A 24845-nucleotide genomic window follows, 5' to 3' on the forward strand; every position below is an offset into this window, starting at 1 on the left:
CGCCTCAAAATGGGCTTTCGGGGAAGGACGATCAAATGAAAAATATTATCAAAGGATTGGTAGCGTCAGTTGCTCTTGTGGGGCTGGTTGCATGTGAGAAAGAACAGGCGGTTGAGCCAGAGGTTAGCGGGTTTGTAGGTGATCCTAATGCATCGAAGCCAGCGGCAGAGGTTGCCGAAGGTTTTCACAAATTGGATTCAATGTCGCCACAGAGTGATAAATCAGATGCACTTGCTTTACCTCTGCAAACAGTAACTCTTTCAACTACTGATCTTGAGGGAACAAAACGCTTTTACGTCGATGGTATGGGGATGACGCTTACGGGGCCATTTGAAGTATCAGAGGAAACGAAATCTCAACAACGTTCCTTGTGGGCAGTGCCTGAAGACGTTAGCTGGCAAGAATACAGTCTGACGCGACCCAATTCGAATGTGAATGGACGCCCGGCAATGAGCATTCGTGTTTTGCTATTAAACAAAGAAACACCTCATGTGCATGCGTCATGGGACTCACGCTCGTATGGTGGTTTCTCGATGGGTTTTCCCAATATGGATAATACGCAGCTTGATGCGAAAATTCGGGAACTAGGTTTTGGTGCTAGAAACGCGCATGAAATATATGAAGTGCCTCGCTTGGATGGTTCAATGTATGAAATCCAAGAGACAATTTTCGATGCACCTGATTTCGTTCATGCTGTAGGTATAACGCGCGTTGACATGCCAGCGCTTGGTGCGATTGAAGCTGATAGCTATTTAGGTGGACCGGGGTATTCAGCGCAAGTTGTCGATAATTCCGAAGAACTTTTTGTGTTCTACACAGATGTGCTTGGGCTGGAAATTCGTCGAGACAGTTTGTTTAAAAGTGCAGGGCAAGATGGAGCCATGGCTCTACCAAACGGCTCGGAATTCCGCTTCGCTATTTTAGCTGCCAAAGGGTATGGGCCCGGTGGTCACATGCTATTTGTTGATTTCAAAAACATTGAAGGTATCGAAGGAAACGCTCCTCCACGTGTACCAAACCGTGGAATTGGGATGTGGTCATTCCCTGTGACAAACCTTGATCAGGTCATGGAGAATGCTGGGCAATTTGGTACGACAATTGTGCACGAACCAACTGTTATCAATGACCCATTACATGGGGAAATTCGCGCCGCCACATTTTTGACCGGCAACGACTTTTTGATAGAGGTTTTTGAAGAGGTTTCAAACTAATGCGATTGTTGATTGCTTCTTTATTGAGCCTTGGAATAGCCGCATGTTCTGCTGACAAAGCTTCTGTCAGCAGTGATGTGAAGGAAGCCGAGCAGGCAAGCAACGAGCATCAGGTGAAAGAAAAAAAAGATTTTTCGATTCCTGATGGTCCAGAAACAGGGCTATCCGGCTGGAATGAACTTGTTGTCACGACAAGGAATTTGGATGATTGGAGGTCGTTTCTAACCCTTGATGCTGGGTGGGAGGAGCGTGAGAACGGTCCTATTGATCCTGCACTCTCAATCCTCTGGAACATGCCGGAGGACGTAGTGGGAACCGAGACTGTATTTGCAAATATAGGTGCTGACAAAGGAACGATACGATTCGTTGAGTTAGAGGGTATCGAACAAGATTATATCCGCGTTGATGATCGACCTTGGGATACAGGCGGGTACTTTGATTTTAACGTTCGGGTTGCCGGATTAAATGCTCTTCGGGAGAAAATGATCGACAGAGGATGGCAGGGCGATTCTCAACCGATCCAGTACACTTTTGGTCCTTTTGAAGTTATTGAATGGATTGCGCGTGGTCCGGATGGGGTTCGTGTTGCGTTCATCGAGCGTTTAAAGCCAACTCTTGAGGGGTGGCCAAATTTAAAAGTGATGAGCCGTGTTTTCAATTGTACTCAAATGGTCACAGACATGGATGCTGCTCGAGCGTTTTTTGAAGGCGTTTTGGGAATGCAGACCTACCTTGAGCACAATGGAGCAAGTAAGGTTGCTGGTCCAAATGTGTTGGGACTACCGTTTGAAACAGCCACGCAAGTCCCTCGCGATGTTTACATATTGCACCCACAAGGCGTGAATGATGGTTCCATAGAATTGGTAAAATTCGAGGGTGCCAGCGGGGTGGATCTTTCATCTAAAGCTAAGGCATACAATTACGGACTATCTGTAGCGAGGTGGCCAGTTGAAGATCTGGAACAAACTATTGCGGCAATTAAAGAAAGAGGCGGCGAATTTACGTCTGATGTCGTTGAGCTGTCATTAATTGGTGTTGGAAAGATCAAGGCAATTTCTATGGCTGCCCCAGATGGTGCGCTCATAGAAATTTATCAGGTAATCGATTAGCCATTTGTACGATTTAAATTGATTTCGTAGGCAAACCGGCCTGCCGGATGGAGACTTTCTGAAACAAGGAAAGTCTCCTTTTTTGTATCAGAATACCGTCTTATTGTACGAAGCGCTGGGCTTTGTGGTTTCACTTCTAATAGCTTTGCTTGTTCTGTCGTAAGGGCCACAGCTTCCATGGTTTGGCTGACATTCTGAACTGATAAACCTTTAGACTGTTCTATCCATTCAGATATCGGACCAGACAATTGATTGATAGTGTTCCGATCCGGCGGGGCAACATCTGCTCTGATTACAACATTAGTGATTGCTTGAGGTGGTTCATCACCAATTGCTCTTATTCCCTGAAACCAGATATAGTCGCCGTGAAGCTTTAGGCGTTCAAGTCCATATTCATCGCATAGTCCATCATCGAAAATGATAAGTTTGGCTTCACGCGCATATTGCAGAACGGAATCGAAGTCTCCTATGGGTTGGGCAAAAGCAGGAGCACTAATATCGGCTACAACTGTACCTGCGCGGCGGCGGCGAAGGATCAGGCGTTCCTCTGACAAGATTCGAAGAGCATCCCGAGCAGTATGCCGTGAGACAGAGTAAGTTTCGCAGATTTCCATTTCCGTTGGAAAAGCATCACCGGCGTTAAGTTCACCTGATGTGATTTTTGAACGAAGAGAATCGGCCAATTGTTTGTAACGGGGTAGCGTGTCTTTGGTCATGTTTTAGAGTTGGTTCCGAATATTTTGCCAAGCCAATTGTAACTCATCGCGAAATGCGGGATCTGCAATACCAATGAGTGCTTGAGCGCGTTCTTCTAGCGTTTTGTTTTTTAGCGTTGCCACACCATGCTCAGTTACAACTGTATCCATGTCTGCTCGAGCAATTGATGTTGCATCTGCTGGGAGACGAGGGACGATCCGCGATATTGTTTCTTTTTTGGCTGTAGATGCCAAAGCAATAATGCCGCGACCATTTGGTGCAATGGCTGCTCCTCTTAAAAAATCGACAAGTCCACCTGTTCCGGAAACCTGCTTCCCCCCAATAAACTCCGCATTTGCTTGACCGAATAGATCTATTTCAATGGCAGAATTGATTGCTTTTAAATTGGGGAGTTTAGCCAAAGTGCGAATGTCATGGGTGTAGGATACTGGCTTGAAAGACACTATTTCAGAGGATTTTAGGTAATCGTATAATTGGTCTGTTCCAATTGCGACCCCCGTTGTAACCGCATCTTCATCTGAAGAAAGTGAATCTGATTTGACCAATTCTAGTAGTGGGTCAGATATCATGCCTGCATGGATTTTGAGATTTTTATGTTTAGTTAAATTCGATAGAACAGCTTGTTGAACATTGCCCAACCCAAATTGAAGAGTGTCTCCATCTTTGATCAACCCAGCGATATGTTGCCCAATACGGTCAAAAGTTTCGGGAAGAGTAATCGACGGAATCTGGTTTAGCGGAGTATTTGTTTCTGTGACGGTGTGAAACCGTGAAAGAGGATATTTTGGGGAAGATTTCGACGTTGGCATTGCGTGGTTTATAAGCGCCAATGTTGGAACACCTTCTCTCTCAAGAATGACTTGAGAAAAGTCTGCTGAAACTCCTAAGCTAACATTTCCATCTTTATCGGGTGGGCTTACCATCACAATAGCCCCATCCAGAGGTGTGGTTTCTAGCCATTTCCAACTTTGTACGTATGTCAAAGGCAAGAAACTTGTCTTTTTTTCATTGAATGAAGCCCTAAGGTCCGGACTGAGAAAGATTGTTTCGGCTTTGTAAGTTGCGTGTAAGCTGGCCCAGTCTGTTTTGTTTACCCCAGGTATCCATATTCCCAAAAACGTAACGTCTTCACCAAAATTAGAGTTTTCTTTCAGCGAATTAGCAATTTCGATTGGCTCTCCAGTGCATCCAGCGACGTAAAGCCGTGGGGCTTTAGGGAGGCTGCCTCTAAAATTTTTTAGTGCATCAGAAATTAAATGATATATCATTTATTTTACCTGTGATATGGTTTTGGGGTTCACTTGTAGTCTATTTATATGTTAGCACGTTAATATGTCCGGACAATTAAAAAATACGTCTATGTTAGAAAGTTTGGTTCAGATCACTGAAAGATCAGTGGAAGATGCAGCCTTGGATCGTGCTCGATTGCATGTTTTGGATTGGATGGGGTGTTGTATTGCAGGAAGCCAGACAGCAACAGGACGCGCTTTTGCAGCGGTCTTCGATAACGGTGCAGTCGGCGAAGCTTTCTATTGGGGAAGCTTGGGAAACATTCTGGAAATGGACGATGTCGATAAAAGAGCGTTGCTACATCCTGGGCCCAGTATCATTCCTGCAGTTTTATCGTTAGCTGCTAAACGAAATTGTACGTTACGAGAAATGTTGCAAGCAGTTGTGCGTGGATATGAGGCGACAATTCGTCTGGGAAGAGCCGTTGGATCGCACCATTACTCTATTTGGCATAACACCGGAACATGCGGACCAATCGGAGCTGCGGCAGCTTGTTCGTCAATATTGAAATTGAACAGTGGGCAATCAGCACATGCGTTGGCGCATGCCATCAGTTTATCTGCAGGTTTATGGCAGACAAGGCACGAGCCCCAAAGCATGGGAAAACAATTACATACCGCAAATGCAGCTAGAATTGGTGTGGAAGCAGCACAGCTAGCTAAAGCAGGTGTTGTTGGGCCTTTGAGCATTATTGAAGGTGAGCAGGGCTTTTTTAAAGCGATGTGTAAGGATGGTAACCCTGAAGAGGTACTTGCCGAATATGACGCAAATTGGTTGATCAACGAGGTAAGTTTCAAGCCATGGCCAGCATGTCGGCATGCGCACGCAACCATAGATGCTGCTCTGGAATTGAATAAAACTATAGATACGGACAAGCTTTCAGATGAGATTATTGTCCGGTCCTATTCTGACGCTTTGAAATTTTGTGACAAACCAAATCCAAAGACGGTGATAGAGGCTAAGTTTTCTTTACAGCACGCTGTTGCAGTTTGTTGGGTAAAAGAAAAACCAGAATTAGCTGATTTTGAATTGGATGCATTGGAACGCCAAGAATTTAAGGTCGTTCGAGATAGAGTTCGGGTCGAGGATTCAGACAAGTATAATAGCGTTTTTCCTGCGCATTTTGGTGCAGAGATTGAAACTGCAGGACAGAAAGTTGTTATCAACGATGCGTTGGGAGACCCAGAAAACCCTGTTTCAAATGAGCAATTGTCTGAAAAAGCTAAATCTTTGATCGAATATAGTGGTGTAGATCGATCTCAAGCATCCCAATTTGTATCTTATTTTCTTCAGTGTGATGAAAGTCTTAGTTGTCAAAATATTGTGTCACATATGAATGAGGTGATGCCATGACTCAATTTATCGACGCTGTTGTAGATCATGGTATCTCATCGACGTTTGAGGATTTACCAGCCGAAGCCCTCAGTGCTGTGAAGACATTCTTGTTAGATTCAATTGGTGTTGGAATTGCAGGTTCAAGCGCTCCGCTGAGTGAGAAAATTCGATCGGCTGCGAGCAAATGGGCTGGGTCTGGACGTTCAAATATCTGGGGCAATAACAGCATAAAAACCAGTGCTGCAAATGCTGCTTTTGTGAATGGGTTCCAAATTCATTGCCAAGAATATGATTGCGTACATGAACCTGCTGTTGTGCACCCTCTGGCAACCATTCTTGCTGCCTTGATGGCGGAAATTGATAGCCAAAGAGAAAAGGTTTCCGGCAGGGAATTGGCTATTGCTTTGGCCGTAGCCGTGGATTTAGCGGCTAGTATAGGTGTGGCAGTTTCTAGCCCTATAAAGTTTTTTCGCCCTGCAAATGCTGGAGTTTTCGGAGCAACACTGGGAATATCAAAACTCAGAGGTTTTACGACTGAGCAAACAAAAAATGCTTTAGGTTACGCTTTGGCTTTTTGTTCGGGAACGATGCAATCGCATGTGGAAGGAAAACCAGCTTTACCTGTACAGATAGGTGCGGGTGCCCGCGGTTCTATAATGGCGTGCGACCTCGCAGAGGTCGGCATGGAAGGTCCACACAATAGCTTTGAAGGTCCGTTTGGGTATTTCAAACTATTTGAAGATGAATACGACCTTTCGCAAGTTACGCAAGAGCTTGGAAAGATTTGGCGTATTGCTCAAGTAAGTCACAAACCTTTTCCAACTGGACGGGCAGCACAAGGTGGAATTGAGTTAGTTCAAGGACTTAGAGAACAGGGTGTCACTGCTGATAATCTTGATAGTCTCGTCCTCAACGCGCCTCCAATAATCGAAAGGCTTGTCGGGCGTCCGATTATTGAAGAAATGCCAGCTAATTATGCGCGTCTATGTTTTCAATATTCTGGTGCCGTAGCGCTGCAAACTGGCAATGTAACACTTCAAGACTTTACTGAAGAAGCATTGAATGACCATCAGACTTTTCAGTTGGGACAAAAAATATGTGTTAGGGATGATGGGCATCCTGATCCAGCTGCATTCGCTCCACAAACAGCAATAGCCACGCTGAAAAATGGCAGCCAAAAGACTGCTAGCATTGATGCACTATTTGGTTCTCCAGCTTCTCCGCTGACAAGAGAACAACATTTTCAAAAATTTCGTTCTTGTTGCGCGTTTGGTTGGGGAACACCCAATCAAAAACTCGAAGACATTCTTATTCAACTGACAGACAATCTGGAAACGCTCGAAGACAGTTCGCGCTTGTCCAGACTTGCGACCGGACAGGAGGCCTAAATGGCTGATACACACAATACTTATTTTAATTCTGTTGATTGGGATCAGCTGCAAAAGGATCACCCTATTGGTGATGATTTTGTCGAATTTGCAAAGAAGTCAAAAGACGAAATTCGTGCGCATCAGGAAAAGCTATTTGCTAGATGTGTAGACCGTGCATGGAAAACGCCATTTTATCAAAAGCTATGGGGTGATGCTGGAATTGAAGCGGGTGACATAAAAGGTTTGGAATCCTTAAATTCACTTCCCGTGTTTGATAAAAAAGACATTATGGATTCCATTGCCCGCACGCCACCTATTGGTGATTTTGCCGGATTCGAAGGTTACCCTGAGGGGCGTCCGCCGGTGATTTTTCATACTACATCAGGAACAACAGGTACGCCTCAAGTGCTTTTATTTGGGGCTAAAAGCCGCGAAGCACAAAATCTATTGTTGGGGCGCCTATATCGCTTTCAAGGGCTGCGTCCGGATGATGTTGTTCATTCGGTGTATGGTCACGGAATGATCAATGGTGGACACTATGTTCGTGAGTCGGTCATTCACTGGACGAATGCGATTTTTATGTCTGCTGGTACTGGTGTTGAGACGCGTTCAATCAAACAAGTCGAATTGATGAGAGACTTTCGTGCGACTGTGATTGTTGGTTTTGCTGATTATATCAAGAAGCTGGCGCGCGTTGCTGTGGAGCAGGGAATAGACCCGTTAAAAGACCTAAACATTCGTATGGTGTCAGGACACCTTGGCCGAGAAGACAAAGACAGCCTGTCTGAATCATGGGGCGGGGTTGAATGTTATGATTGGTATGGTGTTGGTGACACTGGTTGTATCGCGGGTGAAGGTCCAGATCGTAATGGCCTGTATGTGATGGAAGATGCTCAGTATCTGGAAGTTTGCAACATTGATACAGGTGCGCCAGTCGCTGATGGCGAAGAAGGTGATATGGTTTGTACATGCTTGTATAAAGACGATATCTATCCAATCATTCGTTTTAATACGCATGATGTAACACGTGTCAAAACAGATAGTTCATCATTGGGGTTAAACTTTAAGCGGATTGAAGGTTTCCTTGGACGGTCAGACAACATGGTGAAAATCCGTGGTATCAATATTTTCCCTCAGGCTATGGGGCCTTTACTTGAAGAAATAGATAGTTTTGCGGGTGAATTCATTTGTCGTGCTGAACGTGATTCTGCCGGACGCGATGAGTTTATTGTTTGTGCTGAAGTAAGCGGTCAGCGAGATGAAAATGAAGTCTCTAAGTATAAGGCTTTCCTAAAACAAAAAATCGGGATTGATTGCGGCGTCGAATTGTCTGGTCCAGGTGATTTAGCGAAGTTGACCCAGACAGAAGTGCGTCAAAAACCGATACGTCTGATTGATGAGCGTTTCTAATGACCCCATTGGAACGGTTTGAATTCTATAAAAAGCGGATTGAAACGCTCAATCCCGAACTCAATGTCTATATCCACTTGTGTTTGGAGCAAGCAGAAGAGGATGCTCGGGCATCTGAGCAACGGGTTCGAAATGGTCGAGTGTTGTCCGATATCGATGGTTGGTGTGTCGCGGTTAAAGCCAATATCGCCGTAAAAGGATTGCCACATCACGCAGGTATTGCTGCTTACAAAGATGATATCGCGATAGAAGATGCAGTCGCTGTAGCTCGGTTAAGAAAAGCCGGAGCAGTTGTTCTAGGTGTCGTAAATATGCATGAAGGTGCATTGGGTGCGACAACAGATAATGAAACATTTGGTCGGACCCAAAACCCTTGGAAACACGGATTTACGCCGGGTGGATCTTCAGGAGGATCAGGTTGTGTTGTAGCAGCAGGACTTAGTGATTTTGCTTTAGGGTCTGACACTATGGGGAGTGTTCGAATTCCATCTGCTTATTGCGGCGTTCAAGGACACAAACCTACGACTGGACTGGTTCCAGATAAAGGCGTTTTAGCTTTGTCCCACACGCTCGATCATGTAGGGCCGCATGCACGAAGCGTAGATGAATTGCTCCCAATCTTACGAGTCCTAGGTGCGAGTTCTTTAGATCAGACGAAAGTTGATCTTCGGTCTATCAAGATTGGAATTTGGTCAGGAGAAGGCGATGTTGTTCTTACACCTTCAGTTCAAAAAGGGTTTGACGGGCTTCAAAGCAAATTAAGTGCATCGGCAATTTCACTGAAGAAAGTTAGTCCACCAGTATATGGTTACGGTAAGTCTCGACGAGCGGGCCTTTTGGTTTCTGAAGTGGAGGCTGCAAAAATTCATGAAGAGAAATTGAAAACCAATCCAGATGGATTTTCTGATTTATTCAAAAAATTAATGGCTTGGGGTGCTGCGCGACCACAAGAAGAAATTGATAAAGCTTATGAGCATATATTTGCTGTTAAGGATGCATCGATGGCTACGTTTAATGATGTGGATGTCGTCATTGCACCAACGGCTCCCCAACAAGCGTTTTCATTTGAAGATGATGTTCCTGCTAACCAAGCTGATTTCACTGCATGGGCCAATTTTGCAGCTCTGCCAGCTACGGCTGTGTGTATTGGTTTGTCCGAAGATAAGCTCCCTTTATCTTGTCAAATCATCGGAAAAGAAAACGAAGATGCATTCGTTTTAGCTGTAGCCCAGCAAATTGAAGAATTGTGTGGGCGTCCACCTAGTCCATACAAATAAAAAAAAAGGCTCTGAAAATTCAGAGCCTTTTGTATCTATGAGAAAGTGAAGTTGGGCGGGCGCTTTTCTAAAAACGCCTTGAAACCGTCCTTAAAATCTTCGTTGGCAAAACCTGCAAGAAACAATTCTTGCGCTTCTTTTGAAGATGGCGTCCAGCCTTCATATTGAAGGCCTTTAATCATTTTTTTTGTTGCACGCGTGGACCATTGCGAGAGGCTGCAGATTTGATCAGCTAACTCGCGTCCAGCTTCTAGGCCAGTTTTCTCGGTCTCTAAACGGTCTATCAGTTTCATTTGAAAAGCTTCAGTTGCCGCGAAAATACGTCCTGTAAACAGGATGTCTTTTGTTGTTCCAGGTCCGACAGCAGCCAGTAAACGTCGCGTATCACCAGCTGGATAAACGAGACCAAGTTTACCTGGTGTTACTCCGAATTTTGCTTTCTCATGAGCAATGCGTAAGTCAGTTGTCATGGCTAAACTCACACCGCCACCGACACATGCGCCATCAATTGCAGCGATTGTGGGCTTTGAGCAATTCTCGATGGCATTTAATGCATTGGAAATGGCATCAGCTGATTCTTTTGCGGATTCTTCTGTTTTATATATTTCTTCAAATTCTGAAATATCTGCCCCAGCCGCAAATGCACCAGCATCTCCTCCGTGAATAATCAGAACTTTCACAGATTTGTTCGCGTCAACCTCAGAAACAAGGTGCGGAATTGCTTGCCACATATCCAGTGATAACGCATTTCGTTTATCAGGTTTATTGAGGACTAGCTCGGCAAGTGGGCCATCAATGTCTAGTCTAATTGTTTTGGTCATCTTAGTCCTCGGAAAAAGCGCTGATAGGTGCAGGCGCACCAGTATTAGCAATAAGCGCTTTACGTCTCAAGAAGCGTTGGAAGCCAACTGTTCCCATTCGTGAACCACCCATTCCAGATAGCTTAAAGCTGTGCTTCTCTGCTTCATGAAATAAAGACGTTAGAGCTGCATCATTCAGGCTGATAGCACCAGCTTCAATATGGACACCAACACGTTGAGCTTCTTTCAGGTCGCTGGCAAAGACAGCTCCAGATAAGCCGTATTCTGTATCATTCGCGAATTTGATTGCATCCTGAGCTGTTTCAAATCCCATTACTGGAATGATTGGGCCAAAGGTTTCATCAGTCATGACCTTCATCGAATGGTCGACATTTGAGATGACAGTTGGCTCTAACCATAAACCTCCACCATGATTTTCAATCTTTCCACCTGCAAGAATCTCAGCGCCTTTGGCAACTGCGTCGTCAATATGGTCTTGAAGAATGGTTGCTTGTTTATCAAAAATGATTGGTCCGATTTCACCTTGAGTGATTTCAGGCCAATTTAAGCGAGTCTGTTTCGCCTTTTGAGTAAGAAGGTTAGTAAACTCTGCAAGGATATCGTTTTGTACGTATACGCGCTCAATGGATTGGCATGCTTGGCCAGTTGATAATGTTGCGCCACGAAGCGCGGCATCTGTCGCATGCTCAAGATTTGAACCAGACAGAACGATGAGGGGGTCTTTTCCGCCTAACTCGAGGAAGGCAGGGATCATCTGCTCCGCCGCGGCCATCGCCACCTTGCGACCTGTCGCAACTGATCCAGTAAAACAAACTGCGTCCACATTCTTGATTAGACTTGCGCCCGTCATTCCATTACCTTGAACAAATGAAAGAACGTTTTTAAGGGGGCTGTCATCGATGACTTTACTCAAAACGTCTGCAAAACGCGGTGTCACTTCAGAAGGTTTGATCATGACCGAGCAACCAGCAAGAAGTGCGGGAACGGTATCAATCATTGAAAGGACCATTGGAAAATTCCAAGGCGAGATTACCCCAACAAGCTGATATGGAATAAACTGCGGAGCATGCTGTAGGGCTGGATTAGAAATGCCCTTTGTCCACCCTTTAGGTAATAGGCTTTCAACTTGTCCCAACCAAGCCATAATTGAGCCGGCTACCGCATCTACTTCGAGTGCTGCAATTTTTCGTCGCCCAGTATCTTTCTCTAAAGCTGCAGCAATATCGACTTTATTTGCGATCAACAATTCAGCGAATATTTTCAATGCATCTGCTCGTTCGGAAAGGGCTAGCTGAGCCCAATTCGATTGGCTTTGGCGTAATTTGCTCGCGACTGATGCAATAACTTCTTCGGAAGCAGATTGGATTGAATAATCATATTCGCCAGTTCTAGGGTTTCTGACTTGAAGTGTGTTTGACATGTTATCCTAGTCCTAGTGAGCCTGGATTGATGTTGTTTTTTGGATCAACAATAGCTTTGATCTGCTTCAACAACGTCTGTGAATCTGCATCGCGGTTTTCGCTGTAAGGGTATGTGCGTCCGATTTGGAAGTGGGCTGCACCGTGTTTCTGGAAAATATCGATCACTGCGGCACGCGTGTCGGCGACCAGTTTATTGCCTTCTTCGCGCACGCCATATGGCTTGGCGTGCTTCAGTGTGCTCGCTTCTACTGTCGCCTCGTGAATTGGGAATAACTCGTCAGGCCAGATGAAAACAGGTTCGATGAGAAATCCATTTGTAGATAGAGTTGTGATCAAATATCCGGTTTCAATTTCGTGCTTTTTAAAGTCGGCGGCCTTAGACTCAAATAATTGCGCAATCTCTTTCCAAATGGCTTCAGCTTTAGACATTGGAACAATACCGTGCACCGGAACCCATCTTTCACCTTCAGGGCCAAGAATGTTGTTTAACGGTGTAAAGGGATTGGATCGAATGATTTTTGGAATAGAGTTTTCTGTTTCAGATCCACCTTCGTCTGAAATGATTTTCTTTAACCGGTCGATGTCGGCCTTTACGCCTTCAGCAGAGCGTCCTTCACAAACTATATGCAGAGACCAGGCATTGTCCTCAACAAAGCCACGGCCCGCCATTGCAATCTTAGCACCTTCTTTCAATCCTTTAAGAAGAGATCCTTGTCCTTTAATGACATTCCCGAGTGTTTTGACATCTGCTACCAAAGAGGCACGTTTCAATCGGATTTTGGTCAAATTAGGATCAAACCCAAATACTTCACAAGCAATGTTTTGGCGGGACACTGCGGCAGTAGCGCGTGCACACTCATCTTGTGAAGAAAACTCAAAGCTTGCCCAATCTTCAAATTCAGGTCTTGGAATGAGTCGTAATGTGACTTCGGCTTTGTGTGCGAGTGCTCCTGCGTCTCCAAGAAATAGACCTGTGAGATCAGGACCATAATGTCTCCAAAATGGAGACCCGTTTTCGGTTCCAGAAGTTGCTGTTTTAACTAGAGTTCCATCTGCAAGGATGACTGTTAGTGCTGTAACGCTTTCCGTAGAAGGACCATGAGTACCTGCACCAAAGAAGGCATTGTTTTGTGAAAGTCCGCCACCAAGTGTCGAAGTAATGCCTGAGAGTGGCCCCCAAAAAGGTGTGCGTAGCCCAAGTGGTTTCAAAGCTTCATCAAGTTGAAGCCAAGTTGTACCTGATTGAGCGGTAACATACATATCATCGGCATTGATTTCGGTGATTTTGTTCAGTTTGGAATAATCTAAAATCCCTACATTTTCACGGTCCGGGATGTAGCCTTTTGTATAAGACATACCTGCACCGCGTGGGTTTAAGGCAATATCGTTTTCAAAAGCTATTTTGATAATTTGTTGTAATTGTTCGATCGTTTCAGGAGTGGCGACAAAAGATGCAGTTGCACCTTTTGTCCAAATGTCCTGACTCATGAATTCGCAAGTCTTAGGATCGGTTGCGCATCCAAGTGATTTGAGTTGGCCCAAAACAGACTCTGGAATAGAAGAATTTTGAATGTTTGTTTGCATAGTCTGTACTCCTAGAAATTGGTAGGCAGCCAAAGGCCCAATATGGCGGCAGATAGAAGTAAAGCCCATATGCCAAGTACAAGAGGGCGAGCTTTATTGAGAGTATCTGCGATAGCTGATTTAGCGGAAGAATTGTTTGGGCCATTGAGTTGAGCAATTGCAGACCCAAGAGGCTTTAAAACAACTCGAATATATAAGCCGAGGGAAATACACCCAGCTAAAATAAGCATTTTTAGGTTCAAAAACAGGGGTGTTTCGGTTTTTCCTACCAAACCTAAAATTGATATGATGGTGAGCAAAGTGATAGCTCCATACCGTATAGCAAAATCCAAGTTTTTCAGGTTATTGGAAGCTTTCCCGTGACTTAAATGAAGCTTCCACGCAATTACCAGCCAAACCAATGAAAACGCGATGATTGCAATAAGCAATACGAAGGGAATTTGAATCCATGATTTTATGAAGGCAAGTGATAAACCTGTAGGCAATGCGAGTATAAGTGCGGTACGAGGAGCCATATCTACATCATTGACGACTTTTAAAGCCATCATTTGATGTGAGGTTTCCGTCTCAGTATTGATTAGGAATCTGCTTGTGTAAAAAGCGCCTAAGTCTCCGCCTAGCCAATAGACGAAAATCAGAACATGTATAAGCGTTATTAGAGCTTCAATAAACAAGCTTCACCTCCATTTCTCAAAAGATATATCATTTAAGAAATAGAAAGGCGAGACCTAAATATTATTTATCTGTTTGCCAATTTTCTTGAGCGGCGTTTCCGCGTGATAATCTCATGTGATATTCAAATTTATCAGCCCGATAATTGGCTGTAATGTTTTGAACAGGACGGCCTTTGGCATCCCGCATGATTCGATGTATCCGCAAGAGTGGAGAGCCGGGCGCAATTCCCAATACAGCAGCGATAGCAGGTTCTGCAGAGACTGCAGAGATAGTTTGCTCCGCGTCTATTGGCGCGTGACCAGCTCGTTCCAACAATTTTAGTAATGATCGATTGGTGAGTTCGCTATCATCATAAGCTTCTGCAACATCATCAGGAATGTATGTGATCAGGTATGAAAACGGTTCATCATTTAATTTTCTTAGACGAACAATTCTTTGAACACTCGAGCCTTGGGGAAGTTCAAGCGATTCTGCTATCGCTGGGCTGGCTGTCCCCATTGTGCAATCTAGCAATTGAACCTCAGTTTCCAGACCCATTCTCGTCAACCCATCGATCATGGTGTCGAAACTACCTTTAACTGCAGGGGCTGTGGCATCATAGATGACCACGGTACCGTTACCCCGTTGACGACGGACTAAACCTGCAACGGCTAGTTCGTTCATCGAACGCTTTACGGTGATACGGGAAATACCAAGCATTTTGGTAATGTCTTGTTCCGCAGGTAATTTTGTATTTAGTGGGATAGAGCCGTCTAGTATTTTTCCACGCAAAATATCATAGAGCTGCTGATACAGGGGAGTACCGGAATTTTCATCAATTTCAGACTGCGATATGACAAGAGGGGCTGCTTCGGCCATTGATTTTGGAATCCTAGATAATCTTCGTTATCCCATTTGTAGCTTGATTTGACGGCATGTCCAAATAGGAGAGAAGGAATAATATACTAGGATTCCTAAATTTGTCGCTTGGTTTTAGTGATTATTTGCTAACACCTTTGCTTAGATCATCTGTTGGACCACCAGCGGCGCGATGACTGATTGCCTCAATGCTTTCCCAGATTTTACCGCCGATGTATTGGCCAATAGAGTTAGAAAAAACTTGATATTTAATAGTCTCATACATACCGCAAGTAATGTACGGGTCGCCATTCATCAGAGCTTTTGCTTCTTCTAGGGTGTCTGCAAGCACTAGAAATATTGAGCCGACTAAGGCTTCTCCGCCTGGTTCTCTTACCGGGCCGGCTGTAATGTAGCGTGTCCAGTTTTTTTCAACATGTTCTAAATGTCCCGCCAAGTGGACTTTGCGAGGCTCGGCGCTATTGGGGCCGTCGGTACACACAACAAGAAAACAATTTTGCTCTAAGCGTCCAACATATGGGGGAGATTCTGGAAATGCGGTCATGGATTTGGTCCTATTTCAAAACGTTTTGGGCAACGAGGCTGTCAATAACCTTTTGTTGCTGGGATATTGCTTCCATGCGTCCTATCATCTGACCGTGCGGTGTACGGTTGGGTGGGGCATGTTTGGCGGCTGTATATGGGGTGCTGAAGGCTTGGTTTGGTAGACGAGACAATGTATTCGTCATACCCGTTTTACGACGCGTTTCACGTAAAGCACCGATATCCAAAACGCTATTTGCATTTAGAGTTTCGCCAGTTCCAGCTTCAGCAAGTGTGCGACCATACCAGTCTAATACTGTAGACATGGCATCAGTAGACGCCGCTGGTACAGGTGTCCCGATGATGCTAGCTGAATTAGCAGATACGACATAAGCAATGTTTTCAATTGCACGCGCTTTTTTACAAATATGCTTCGGCGTAAGAGTTGGTGCGCCAACTTCGGATGTTGGATGGAGAAGTATCTCGGCTCCATTGAAAGCATGCATTCGTGCAATCTCTGGGTATAAGATTTCCTCACTCGCGATTGTTCCCAAACGCCCAATTTCAGTGTCGGCTACAGGGAATATTGCATCTTCCCCATACACTTCCAGATATTTGTCCCATACGTCGTAGGGGCTAGGCGTGTATAAAGAAATCATCCGGCGATAGCGCAAAACTGTCTCACCGGATGGGCTGTATACAACATTTGACTGGAAATAGAGATCGGGAAAATTTGGATCGTTTTCATAGTGGTTTGAACACAAGAAAACACCAAGCTTTTGAGCTGTCTGTGCGAGTTTTTCCGTAAACTTACCGTCCATATCAATAGCGGCTTTGTCTTGCCATTCTTCTCTTGTTTCTTTCAAAGGAAAACCGGTCATCCAGTATTCGGGAAGAACCACTAATTTCAGGTCGTAACCGTTAAAACCTTTTAGAAAACCTTTGGCCGAACCAATTTGTTGCTGGACTCTGGTGATCGCCCGATCCATTCGCGCGTGCGCATCTTCAAAACTATTGTCTTGGTTTACGGCATCACACACGGTTTGTAATGCTAAAGCAGTATATCGCATAGATTGATTTCCTTGCGCGAAAGCGGGGGAGGATGCAGCAAACGCTCCTACGCCCGCGAGTAATTGGCGGCGGGTCATCGGGTGATAGCGTTAAAAGCGGCAAATGTTTCTTGAGCCGTTTTAAATTCCACGCCGTTGATTGTTTTTATGGAGTTTATAGCATCAGCTATTGCTTGAACTCTAAACGGTAGTCCGAGCACATATGGAGTTACTGTGAATGCAAACGAGCTTGCTCCTTCTTTTTCGTAGAGATTCGCTTGATAATTCGCTGCTTCAACTATTTGATAAATCCACTCTTTTTCCGATTGACTGCGATCTACGAGTAGCTTGAAATCACTTAATTCATTGTAGTGAGGTATGGCGCATACCGAGCCTGCTTCCGTGTTCATTTTAAGGGGGCGAGAATCTGCTTCCCAATCGAGACAAATGTCAAAACCGGCTTGTTTGATCAATTCGAGCGTGCGTGTGCTTTCATTGCGTGCTGGAGACATCCATGTCTTGGCATCAGGAAAGATGCTTCTACTTTCAGAGATATAAGCTTGTTCTTCTTCTATACTCAGATCTTCATAGTGAATGTGCGCAGTCGATACGCCATGGGCGGCAATTTCATGTCCTGCTTCCTTCACAGCTTTGATAAGTGGAGGATAGCGCTTTGCAATTTCTGCGTTGATAGCAAAAGTGGCTTTTACATCATTTCTGGCCAACACTTCCAGTATACGAAATACACCAACTCGATTGCCATAATCTCGTGTTGTGAAATGGCGTAAATCTGGATAGGGCGTTTTCATTGCACCCGGGTGTTTGAACGGAGATGCTGGTGGATTTAATGGAAAAAATTCCAGTGGCACGATAATATTGGCGTGTACTTTTTCTCCTGAGCTAAGCTCAATTCGATCACGTCGGTCTGCAGGATTCCATCCATAGTGGTGTTGGTCCATGCCGTGTTTACGGTGTTTGTACTCTAAATAGCTGTTAGGCAGGGGCAAAACCTGTTCCTCCTGTAGCAACACCGCGTGATTTGATATCGGCGATAGATTGGTCCCAATAGTTTTCACGGAAGTAGTCTGCGATTTCAGCCCCTGTAGTGAACCACACATCATCTTGATGAGCGCAAATATGCTTTAAAGCGTCTTCAAAACAGCGTAATCTGTGTGGCTGACTGACAAGATAAGCGTGTAGGGGAATACACATTACCGTGCCTGATTTTTCACCTTCTTTGAGAAGTTGATCGAAGTGTTTGATCAAAAGGTCGGTATACCTTTCAGGGCTCCAACCTTGTACTGAATATGTGATGACATCATTCACTTCGAGTGAATAAGGCATGGAAACAAGCTTACCAGTTTTGGTTTTTATTGGTTGGGGTTGATCATCCTGAAACAAATCGCAGGTGTACCAAAAATCATGATCAGCGATGAGGTCCAGAGTTTTCTCTGTGTGCGTCAGGGCTGGAGCTAAATAGCCGCGAATACGTTCGCCAGTTGCGTCTTGAACAGTTTTGATCGAGTCTTTTAGCACTGCAATTTCTTGTGCTTCATCCATCTCATAGCTGAAACGTGTATTATAGATTCCGTGAGAAAAGAATTCCCATTTTCGAGCAGCGACCGCTTCTATGATCTCAGGATGGTGATCTACAAGACCAATCGATAGAGAGATGGAGCCTCTCAGATTATATTTGTCAAAGAGATCCATCAGGCGCCAATGACCTACTGTGTTTCCCCAAGTGCGTTGCGAGTAACCTACAACATCCGGATTACCTCTTGGCCATGGCTGGCGCAGTGGATTTGATGGAGGCATGTACTCATAATATTCAATGTTGGGGGCTATCCAGAAGGCAAGCTTTTTACCGTCAGGCCACACAATTTTGGGGCGCCCATGATAAGGCCAGTAATCATATAAATTTGGGTCTGAATGCATTAGGCCTGATACTCCTCAATAGCTTTGAAGACTTCGGCGATATCAACCACATCTGCGTATTTGATCAGAAGGTCTGTTAAATTCGCGAAATGAAAGCTCTCATGCTTGTCTGCAGTTGTTTCAATAGGGACTATCGTTCGATAGCCGTGGCTTAATGCATCAACTGCCGTTGCACGAATACATCCTGATGTGGAGCCACCAGTAACCACGACCGTATCAACTTTGTGCCAGTTAAGAAAACTATTGAGCGGCGTTTCAAAAAAGGCGCTCGGCATGCGCTTTGTGTAAACAGCATCGACCTTTTCATCAATTTCCAACCGATCATCAAACTCGTGTCGTTCAGAGCCATATTTGATGTTTTGGAGACTATCTGGCGTGTCTGTTCGCGTACCCCAAACACCTGCATCAGCAGCGTTTTCCATATAGGCTACATGAGTCCAGATGACTGGGAGGCCTTTATCTCGCGCTGCTTTCGAGACGTCGTTAATGTGGTTCATTTGGTTGGGGTCGGTAATGTATCCAGTTTTGGGGAATAGGTCGGGGCGTGTATACCCTTTTTGCGGGTCAACATTAATTACGGCGAGTTTCGAACCAAAACCAAATTTAGCGCGAGATGGATTAGAACGAGTCTCTTCAAAAATCTGACGTGCTGATTTGTCGGAAATTACCATTGTTGGTTTGGAAATGTCGTGTGTCAAAATATTCTCCGAATGAAAATGTCAGCAATGCTTTGCATAACCATCTCAAATGATATACCATTTGAAAAGGGTGTTATTAAAATATTTTGTAGGAATTTGGTATAATGATCAAATATGTCGCGGTTGCGCTTATAGGTGCTTTAGCTGGTTTCGGGGCTTCTAAGGTCTTCACTCAGCCTGTTGAAACAGTGGAAACACAGGATGTTTCTATAGCATCAGAGGTTATTGTGCAAAAGCAAGCACCTGCTTACATGTTGGTTCTTGGAGAAGTTAAAGATAGGGCAGCATTTGGAGCAGGCTATGCTGCGAAACTACCTCCGCTTTATGAAAAATTTGGTGGTCATTACATCGCCATAGGTGGTGGCACAGAAGTTTTGGAGGGTGATTATGCTCCTCCTAGCTATGTGATCGGAAAATGGCCTTCGAAAGAAGCCGCTCATGCTTTTTGGAACAGTCCAGAATATGAAGAACTAAAGCGCGCACGCATTGACAATGGTTGGGGTGATTTCGATGTGTTGCTAGTCCAAGGTGTTGAAGAAGCGATCACTGTTTCGCCGATGGTGAATGAATAAACTTACCGCAACGTTTTAATTGTTGAGTTTGTGCAGATCTTCAATTGTGTCGATGTCTAATACTTGATGATTTTCAAGCTCGATAAATTGAATATGAGTTTCTGGAGGGAGTGTTTTGCGTGCTCCCTCATCTCCGGAAAGGTTCCCAAGAAAAGACAATGAACTTTCTGGAAAAAGGGCTGGGGGACCTACATAGTTCTCTGACTTAGTGAAAGTAACTGTTGAAGCCGCAACAGGGCTAGCAAGTAATTTTTGATAGTGCTCAACCGGAATAAAAGGCATATCGGCAAGGCATACCAATACTTTTAGTGGATTATCCTGATTCAGGTGATTGATAGCTAGCGCGACTGAGCTTCCTTGTCCTAGCTCGGGAAGGGTGTTTTTTAAAACTTCCCAGTCTGTGTTTTCAAACAGGTATTGTCTGTCATTTTGTTCCACACCAATAACCACCAACTTTCGCGCATTTACTCTACTGAAGGTCTCTATGACATGCTCTAATACTAGTTTGCCATTTAAGTTAGCTAGTAGTTTGTCGCCGTTTTCAAACCGGGTAGAGAGACCGCTCGCTAATAAGATAACAACTGCGTCTTCAGAACTTTTACTCAATTTTTATGTGCCTTTTGAAATTCTGCAATAATTTGAGCAAGTGTAGAGATGGCTAGTGTGGAGGCGTCTCTTAATGATGGAACTAAACCGATTGGCCCGTGGATTTTTTGAATGTCTTGCTCGGATATTCCGGAGTTCCTCAATGTTTCACATCTCTTAGCATGGGTTTTCTTGCTTCCCACAGCGCCAACATAGAATGCGTCACCTGCAAGGGCTTGCCGCATTAGGGCAGTTTCCCATTGGGAATCGTGGAACATCAATACAAACGCTGTCCAATTATCATCTTTATTTTGTGGAAGGTTAGCCTGATTTTTTAAGTGTAATACTTCATCATTTTTCCGCTGTGATACCGACAATATAGTATCTTCATCAGGCGACCAAAGCTCGACAAGCATCCCAGCAGATTTGGCCATCTCAAAAAGCGCAATGGGGTCGGCACCGCGCCCAGCGATTCTAAGCTTCATTTTAGGATTGTAAGTTATTGAAAATTGGATATCTGAGGATTGTGCATCCGATGATTGATCAGTGGATTTAAACTGCCCGTTAGTATCGATAGAGATACTTGCTGGCTGTCTCGAAGCCAAAGTTTTCAGTGTTTTGGCAATTTCTGAGGAATCAGGATTTGGACAAATGCTAACTTCAATAGCGCCACCGCATGGCAGTTTTAGATCATAGAAGGGCGAACCTTCTCCATACCTGAGTGTTTTAGGAGAATTGGCTTTTATGCTCTGCATGGCTTGTAGTTTAACATCGGCGTCGATGCAGCCTCCAGATACATACCCCCAATGTTGACCGTTTTCTTCAACTAACATCTGGGCACCGCGTGCCCGAACAGCGCCCCCGAGAATGCCAGTGACCAATACTAATGCGCACTTTTTTCCATCATCAATTAATTGTGAGGCTATGGTTAAAACATCTTGGGGATGTTCTGTTGACGAAACTAAACGTGTGTGTGACGGTTGTAACATAATATGAATGTCTAGTGCTGTTTTAGGGAAAGTAAAGGTCGGTAGTTCAATCGTTTTTGTTGTGAATCTTCCGCTATGGCGAGATTAAAGAAAAATGCTGTAGCCGTTTGTACTAATCTGAAATAGGATTGTATACAATTTGTATTGATTCAAATGGCTGCGGAAAAATTGCTTGTTCAGTGACCTAGAAGGTGGTGGTTGGACCGGGCGGTGTGAAAGAACTCCGTAAAACTTAGGGTGGAAGAAATGTTTTTTGAAAATTTTATTCCCAAAGGTGATGAGGAAATCACTGAAGTGGTGTCAGGGAGTAGCGGTTCGAGTATACCTGTCAATTTAAGTAGACGTGGTTTTTTGACGACCACTTCGGCGTTTGTTGTCGGTGTTACTTTAGCAGGATGTTCGCAGGCTGAGGAAGTCGTCATTGATCCGACGCCACCGACGCCAGCGGGACCGAGTCCGCTAACTGAGGTAAAGGGAGGCGATGCAACACCTTCACTTTGGATTGAGATTGAAGCTGACGGTAAAGTAAAGATTACGTGCCACCGTTCGGAGATGGGGCAGCAAGCTTGGACGTCCATGACGCAAATTGTGGCGGATGAGCTTGAGGCTGATTGGGCTAAAGTTGAAGTTGTTCAGGCTCTCGGAAACCCTAAATATGGCGATCAAAATACAGATGGATCGAGATCGGTTCGTTACAATTTTCATCGTTTGAGAGTTGCTGGTGCTGCGATGCGTCAGATGTTGTGTCAGGCAGCTGCTAATCATTGGGGAATAGAGCTAGCCGATTGTCGTGCAGAACAAGGTGTAGTGTCCAATTCTGTAAACAAGAAAACACTAACATATGGCCAGTTAGCAGAAGCAGCTGGAAACCTGCAAGTTCCTGCTGAAGATCAGATCGTACTAAAATCAAGAGATGAGTGGCGTTTCATTGGTAAAGAGATTTCTTCTTTGACCGTTGAAAAAATCGTTCGTGGTGAGGGAACATTTGGTCAAGATGTTCAACGCGAGGGAATGGTTTATGCAGTCATTGCGCATCCACCTCGTGTTTTTGCAGAGGTGCAGTCATTTGATGATAGCCAAACAAAGCAGGTTCAAGGTGTCGTACGCACTGTGAAACTGCCCGATGCTACAGCACCGGCGCTTTTCAAGCCATTGGGCGGTGTAGCCGTCATAGCAAAAGATACTTGGTCGGCCATTCAGGGCCGTGAAGCATTGGTTGTTGAATGGTCAGATGGGCCAAACAAAGAATTTAACTCTGAACCTTACTTTGATGAGTTGAGTGCGGCTGCCAAAAATCCAGGGAATCCTCAGAGAAGTAAAGGTGATGCTGCTCAAGCTATAAAAGATGCCAGCACAAAGGTTTCAGCAGAGTATAGATCAGCATTTATCGTTCACTCTCCTATGGAGCCACCTAGTGCGACAGCTGAGTGGAATGGTGACGAGCTGGAATGTTGGGCTTGTGTGCAGGATCCGCAAACAACGCGTAGAACATTGTCTGAGTTACTGCAGCACGATATTGAAAAAATCAAAGTGAATGCAACTTGGCTTGGTGGAGCTTTTGGACGGAAATCCAAGTGTGATTTCGTAGTCGAAGCTGCTATTCTTGCAAAAGAAGTCGGAACCCCAGTTAAAGTAGTTTGGACCAGGGAAGATGAAATTCAAGGCGGTTATTATCATGCAATGGCCGTTCAAAACTTTGAAGGCGGGCTGGATGCAGATGGTAAAGCTTTAGCTTACCAACATCGAACAGCGTTTCCATCGATCGGATCCACGTTCAATCCCGCGGCTGATGAGCCGGGACCATTTGAATGTGATTTAGGGGCAACAGATGCTCCTTTTGATATTCCAAATATACAAGTCGAAGCAGTTAAAGCTAAAGCTGGTGTTAGAATTGGGTGGTTGCGTTCCGTAGCAAACATACACCATGTGTTTGGTGTTCAGAGTTTTGCAGCGGAAATGGCGGCGGCTGCAGGAAAAGACCAAAAAGATTATCTCCTCGAGTTAATCGGAGCGCCTCGGATTGTGGATCTCAGCGCGGAGAATTCAAAATACGGTAATTACGGTGCAGATATAGAAGAATATCCACTTGATGCCGATCGTTTGGCAAATGTTATTCGTAAAGCAGCAGATATGGCCAAATGGGGACGTGATCTTCCAGCGGGACATGGATTAGGAATTGCTGTCCATCGTTCTTTCTTGAGCTATGTTGCATTGGTTGTTGAGGTGGCAGTTGATGCAGAAGGTAATTTAACGATTGTCGGTTGTTGGTCTGCGGTTGATGCCGGAACTGTCGTCAATCCTAAGCACGTTAAACACCAAATTGAGGGTGGTGTTATCTTTGGCTTTTCCAATGCATTGTATGGAAAAATTTCAGTCACTGAAGGTCAAGTAGATCAGGCGAACTTCCCAGACTGGCGTTTGATGCGCATGGACGAAGCTCCAAAAGCTTTTGAAGTTGAGGTTATAGAATCTAATGCTCCACCAGCAGGAGTTGGGGAGCCTGGCACACCTCCGGCAGCGCCTGCGCTGGCAAATGCGATTTTCGCAGCGACTGGCAAGCGGTATAGAACTTTACCGATAATTGGACCTGATGATTACACTTTGCCACTTAATTCAGACAACGCTTAATAGGAGGTTAGACAATGGCTGTAACAATCAATATTAACGGCAAAGATGAAACAATCGATGCTGCGCCAGGAACGCCTCTTTTATGGGTGTTACGTGACCACTTACAAATGACGGGCACAAAGTTTGGGTGTGGTGTTGCTCAGTGTGGTGCCTGTACGGTTCATCTCGATGGAGAGCCTGTTAGATCGTGTTCCATCCCACATGACGCACTCGATGGTGGGAAGGTCACCACAATCGAAGGAAAAGAGGGGAAAGCTGCCAAAGCTATCAGAGATGCTTGGGTGAATTTGAACGTTCCACAATGTGGATATTGTCAGTCTGGGCAAATTATGTCCGCTGTTGCTTTGCTTGAAGCAAATCCCAAACCGTCTGATCAAGACATTGATGATGCGATGAGCGGTAATTTATGTCGCTGCGCAACGTATATGAGTATTCGTCGCGCGATAAAGCAGGCTGCAGCTAGTCTTTAGTGATGTACGCAAAGTGGTACCCGATTAGAAAAGCCACTGTTTGAAAAAAAACTTTCAGCAAAATCATCGTTTTTTTGCTGAAGTTTTGGTATTTCGACATGCGGTTTTAAGGTTTTGATATGTCTAACCATTAATAGCATAGGATTTCTTGTGTTTGTGGTTGTGTATATTGAATTTGGCCAGGTTTTCTGAATTTGACTGGCTATCTAGAGATCTCAAAACCTTTAATTGATTTATCCCTAACTGTTTTGAGTAACTTGACCGCAGCTTGCTCCCGAGCTGCGGTCTTTTTCTGTGTGCGAGCACTTCTTTTTAAAAT

At 44.7% G+C, this 24845-nt stretch carries 23 protein-coding genes; 9 read left to right on the plus strand and 14 right to left on the minus strand.

Annotation, left to right across the window (positions count from 1 at the left end; genetic code table 11):
• Positions 1–35: 35 nt before the first annotated feature.
• Complete coding sequence (locus F551_RS0106970; RefSeq protein WP_018996777.1) at positions 36–1211, plus strand: VOC family protein; 1176 nt, start codon at positions 36–38, stop codon at positions 1209–1211.
• Positions 1211–2320 carry a VOC family protein gene (locus tag F551_RS16400; protein ID WP_018996778.1) on the plus strand — a complete coding sequence of 370 codons (1110 nt, stop codon included), beginning with the start codon at positions 1211–1213 and terminating at the stop codon, positions 2318–2320. The genes F551_RS0106970 and F551_RS16400 overlap by 1 nt, the downstream gene beginning before the upstream one ends.
• On the opposite strand, the gene F551_RS16405 is transcribed toward F551_RS16400, so the two are convergent.
• Positions 2317–3036 carry a GntR family transcriptional regulator gene (locus F551_RS16405; RefSeq protein WP_018996779.1) on the minus strand — a complete coding sequence of 240 codons (720 nt, stop codon included), beginning with the start codon at positions 3034–3036 and terminating at the stop codon, positions 2317–2319. The genes F551_RS16400 and F551_RS16405 overlap by 4 nt on opposite strands.
• A 3-nt stretch (positions 3037–3039) precedes the next feature.
• Positions 3040–4305, minus strand: a complete 1266-nt coding sequence (locus tag F551_RS16410) for an acetyl-CoA hydrolase/transferase family protein (protein WP_018996780.1) — start codon at positions 4303–4305, stop codon at positions 3040–3042.
• Positions 4306–4369: 64 nt separating this feature from the next.
• On the opposite strand from F551_RS16410, the gene F551_RS16415 reads away from it, so the two are divergent.
• The 4 genes from F551_RS16415 to F551_RS0107005 are packed head-to-tail and all read left to right on the plus strand — an operon-like array spanning position 4370 to position 9719.
• Positions 4370–5680: an MmgE/PrpD family protein gene (locus F551_RS16415; RefSeq protein ID WP_155825827.1), complete on the plus strand. Its 1311-nt coding sequence runs from the start codon at positions 4370–4372 to the stop codon at positions 5678–5680.
• Complete coding sequence (locus F551_RS0106995) at positions 5677–7050, plus strand: MmgE/PrpD family protein (RefSeq protein ID WP_018996782.1); 1374 nt, start codon at positions 5677–5679, stop codon at positions 7048–7050. Before F551_RS16415 ends, F551_RS0106995 begins: the two co-directional genes overlap by 4 nt.
• Positions 7051–8442 carry a phenylacetate--CoA ligase family protein gene (locus F551_RS0107000; RefSeq protein ID WP_018996783.1) on the plus strand — a complete coding sequence of 464 codons (1392 nt, stop codon included), beginning with the start codon at positions 7051–7053 and terminating at the stop codon, positions 8440–8442.
• Entirely contained in the window at positions 8442–9719 is a 1278-nt protein-coding gene (locus F551_RS0107005; protein WP_018996784.1) for an amidase, read from the plus strand. Before F551_RS0107000 ends, F551_RS0107005 begins: the two co-directional genes overlap by 1 nt.
• A gap of 35 nt (positions 9720–9754) precedes the next feature.
• On the opposite strand, the gene F551_RS0107010 is transcribed toward F551_RS0107005, so the two are convergent.
• The 10 genes from F551_RS0107010 to F551_RS0107055 all read right to left on the minus strand — a co-directional run bounded on the left by F551_RS0107010 (position 9755) and on the right by F551_RS0107055 (position 19255).
• Positions 9755–10540, minus strand: a complete 786-nt coding sequence (locus F551_RS0107010; protein WP_018996785.1) for an enoyl-CoA hydratase/isomerase family protein — start codon at positions 10538–10540, stop codon at positions 9755–9757.
• Between the two features lies 1 nt (position 10541).
• Complete coding sequence (locus F551_RS0107015) at positions 10542–11960, minus strand: aldehyde dehydrogenase family protein (RefSeq protein WP_018996786.1); 1419 nt, start codon at positions 11958–11960, stop codon at positions 10542–10544.
• Position 11961: 1 nt separating this feature from the next.
• Complete coding sequence (locus F551_RS0107020; protein ID WP_018996787.1) at positions 11962–13545, minus strand: FAD-binding oxidoreductase; 1584 nt, start codon at positions 13543–13545, stop codon at positions 11962–11964.
• Positions 13546–13556: 11 nt separating this feature from the next.
• A complete protein-coding gene (locus F551_RS0107025) occupies positions 13557–14219 on the minus strand; it encodes a hypothetical protein (protein WP_018996788.1) in 663 nt (220 codons plus the stop codon).
• A 61-nt stretch (positions 14220–14280) separates the two neighbouring features.
• Positions 14281–15078: a GntR family transcriptional regulator gene (locus F551_RS0107030; protein WP_018996789.1), complete on the minus strand. Its 798-nt coding sequence runs from the start codon at positions 15076–15078 to the stop codon at positions 14281–14283.
• Positions 15079–15199: 121 nt separating this feature from the next.
• Positions 15200–15622 carry a YciI family protein gene (locus F551_RS0107035; RefSeq protein WP_018996790.1) on the minus strand — a complete coding sequence of 141 codons (423 nt, stop codon included), beginning with the start codon at positions 15620–15622 and terminating at the stop codon, positions 15200–15202.
• Positions 15623–15632: 10 nt separating this feature from the next.
• Entirely contained in the window at positions 15633–16748 is a 1116-nt protein-coding gene (locus tag F551_RS0107040) for a nitrilase-related carbon-nitrogen hydrolase (protein ID WP_018996791.1), read from the minus strand.
• Positions 16745–17656, minus strand: a complete 912-nt coding sequence (locus F551_RS0107045) for a polysaccharide deacetylase family protein (protein ID WP_033404698.1) — start codon at positions 17654–17656, stop codon at positions 16745–16747. Before F551_RS0107045 ends, F551_RS0107040 begins: the two co-directional genes overlap by 4 nt.
• The gene (locus F551_RS0107050) at positions 17643–18584 is read right to left on the minus strand and encodes a polysaccharide deacetylase family protein (RefSeq protein ID WP_018996793.1); all 942 of its coding nucleotides are present in this window, start codon (positions 18582–18584) and stop codon (positions 17643–17645) included. Before F551_RS0107050 ends, F551_RS0107045 begins: the two co-directional genes overlap by 14 nt.
• Complete coding sequence (locus F551_RS0107055) at positions 18584–19255, minus strand: isochorismatase family protein (RefSeq protein WP_026296701.1); 672 nt, start codon at positions 19253–19255, stop codon at positions 18584–18586. Before F551_RS0107055 ends, F551_RS0107050 begins: the two co-directional genes overlap by 1 nt.
• 131 nt (positions 19256–19386) lie before the next feature.
• Between F551_RS0107055 and F551_RS0107060 the strand changes: the two genes are divergently transcribed.
• Positions 19387–19854, plus strand: coding sequence for a DUF1330 domain-containing protein (locus F551_RS0107060; protein WP_018996795.1), 468 nt, complete (start codon positions 19387–19389; stop codon positions 19852–19854).
• Positions 19855–19869: 15 nt separating this feature from the next.
• Here F551_RS0107060 and F551_RS0107065 read toward each other — a convergent pair whose 3' ends face one another.
• A complete protein-coding gene (locus tag F551_RS0107065; protein ID WP_018996796.1) occupies positions 19870–20460 on the minus strand; it encodes a nucleotidyltransferase family protein in 591 nt (196 codons plus the stop codon).
• Positions 20457–21428 carry an XdhC family protein gene (locus F551_RS0107070; protein WP_018996797.1) on the minus strand — a complete coding sequence of 324 codons (972 nt, stop codon included), beginning with the start codon at positions 21426–21428 and terminating at the stop codon, positions 20457–20459. The genes F551_RS0107065 and F551_RS0107070 overlap by 4 nt, the downstream gene beginning before the upstream one ends.
• A 246-nt stretch (positions 21429–21674) precedes the next feature.
• Between F551_RS0107070 and F551_RS0107075 the strand changes: the two genes are divergently transcribed.
• Positions 21675–24056, plus strand: coding sequence for a xanthine dehydrogenase family protein molybdopterin-binding subunit (locus tag F551_RS0107075; RefSeq protein ID WP_018996798.1), 2382 nt, complete (start codon positions 21675–21677; stop codon positions 24054–24056).
• A 14-nt stretch (positions 24057–24070) separates the two neighbouring features.
• Complete coding sequence (locus tag F551_RS0107080; RefSeq protein WP_018996799.1) at positions 24071–24526, plus strand: (2Fe-2S)-binding protein; 456 nt, start codon at positions 24071–24073, stop codon at positions 24524–24526.
• Positions 24527–24845 lie beyond the last annotated feature (319 nt).

It is taken from the genome of Hirschia maritima DSM 19733, assembly GCF_000378345.1.
Classification (GTDB): domain Bacteria; phylum Pseudomonadota; class Alphaproteobacteria; order Caulobacterales; family Hyphomonadaceae; genus Hirschia; species Hirschia maritima.

Coding starts and splice junctions, on each gene's coding strand:
- F551_RS0106970 (WP_018996777.1), top strand. CDS start 36: ATGAAAAATATTATCAAAGGATTGGTAGCGTCAGTTGCTCTTGTGGGG.
- F551_RS16400 (WP_018996778.1), top strand. CDS start 1,211: ATGCGATTGTTGATTGCTTCTTTATTGAGCCTTGGAATAGCCGCATGT.
- F551_RS16405 (WP_018996779.1), bottom strand. CDS start 3,036: ATGACCAAAGACACGCTACCCCGTTACAAACAATTGGCCGATTCTCTT.
- F551_RS16410 (WP_018996780.1), bottom strand. CDS start 4,305: ATGATATATCATTTAATTTCTGATGCACTAAAAAATTTTAGAGGCAGC.
- F551_RS16415 (WP_155825827.1), top strand. CDS start 4,370: ATGTCCGGACAATTAAAAAATACGTCTATGTTAGAAAGTTTGGTTCAG.
- F551_RS0106995 (WP_018996782.1), top strand. CDS start 5,677: ATGACTCAATTTATCGACGCTGTTGTAGATCATGGTATCTCATCGACG.
- F551_RS0107000 (WP_018996783.1), top strand. CDS start 7,051: ATGGCTGATACACACAATACTTATTTTAATTCTGTTGATTGGGATCAG.
- F551_RS0107005 (WP_018996784.1), top strand. CDS start 8,442: ATGACCCCATTGGAACGGTTTGAATTCTATAAAAAGCGGATTGAAACG.
- F551_RS0107010 (WP_018996785.1), bottom strand. CDS start 10,540: ATGACCAAAACAATTAGACTAGACATTGATGGCCCACTTGCCGAGCTA.
- F551_RS0107015 (WP_018996786.1), bottom strand. CDS start 11,960: ATGTCAAACACACTTCAAGTCAGAAACCCTAGAACTGGCGAATATGAT.
- F551_RS0107020 (WP_018996787.1), bottom strand. CDS start 13,545: ATGCAAACAAACATTCAAAATTCTTCTATTCCAGAGTCTGTTTTGGGC.
- F551_RS0107030 (WP_018996789.1), bottom strand. CDS start 15,078: ATGGCCGAAGCAGCCCCTCTTGTCATATCGCAGTCTGAAATTGATGAA.
- F551_RS0107035 (WP_018996790.1), bottom strand. CDS start 15,622: ATGACCGCATTTCCAGAATCTCCCCCATATGTTGGACGCTTAGAGCAA.
- F551_RS0107040 (WP_018996791.1), bottom strand. CDS start 16,748: ATGACCCGCCGCCAATTACTCGCGGGCGTAGGAGCGTTTGCTGCATCC.
- F551_RS0107050 (WP_018996793.1), bottom strand. CDS start 18,584: ATGCATTCAGACCCAAATTTATATGATTACTGGCCTTATCATGGGCGC.
- F551_RS0107055 (WP_026296701.1), bottom strand. CDS start 19,255: ATGGTAATTTCCGACAAATCAGCACGTCAGATTTTTGAAGAGACTCGT.
- F551_RS0107060 (WP_018996795.1), top strand. CDS start 19,387: ATGATCAAATATGTCGCGGTTGCGCTTATAGGTGCTTTAGCTGGTTTC.
- F551_RS0107070 (WP_018996797.1), bottom strand. CDS start 21,428: ATGTTACAACCGTCACACACACGTTTAGTTTCGTCAACAGAACATCCC.
- F551_RS0107075 (WP_018996798.1), top strand. CDS start 21,675: ATGTTTTTTGAAAATTTTATTCCCAAAGGTGATGAGGAAATCACTGAA.
- F551_RS0107080 (WP_018996799.1), top strand. CDS start 24,071: ATGGCTGTAACAATCAATATTAACGGCAAAGATGAAACAATCGATGCT.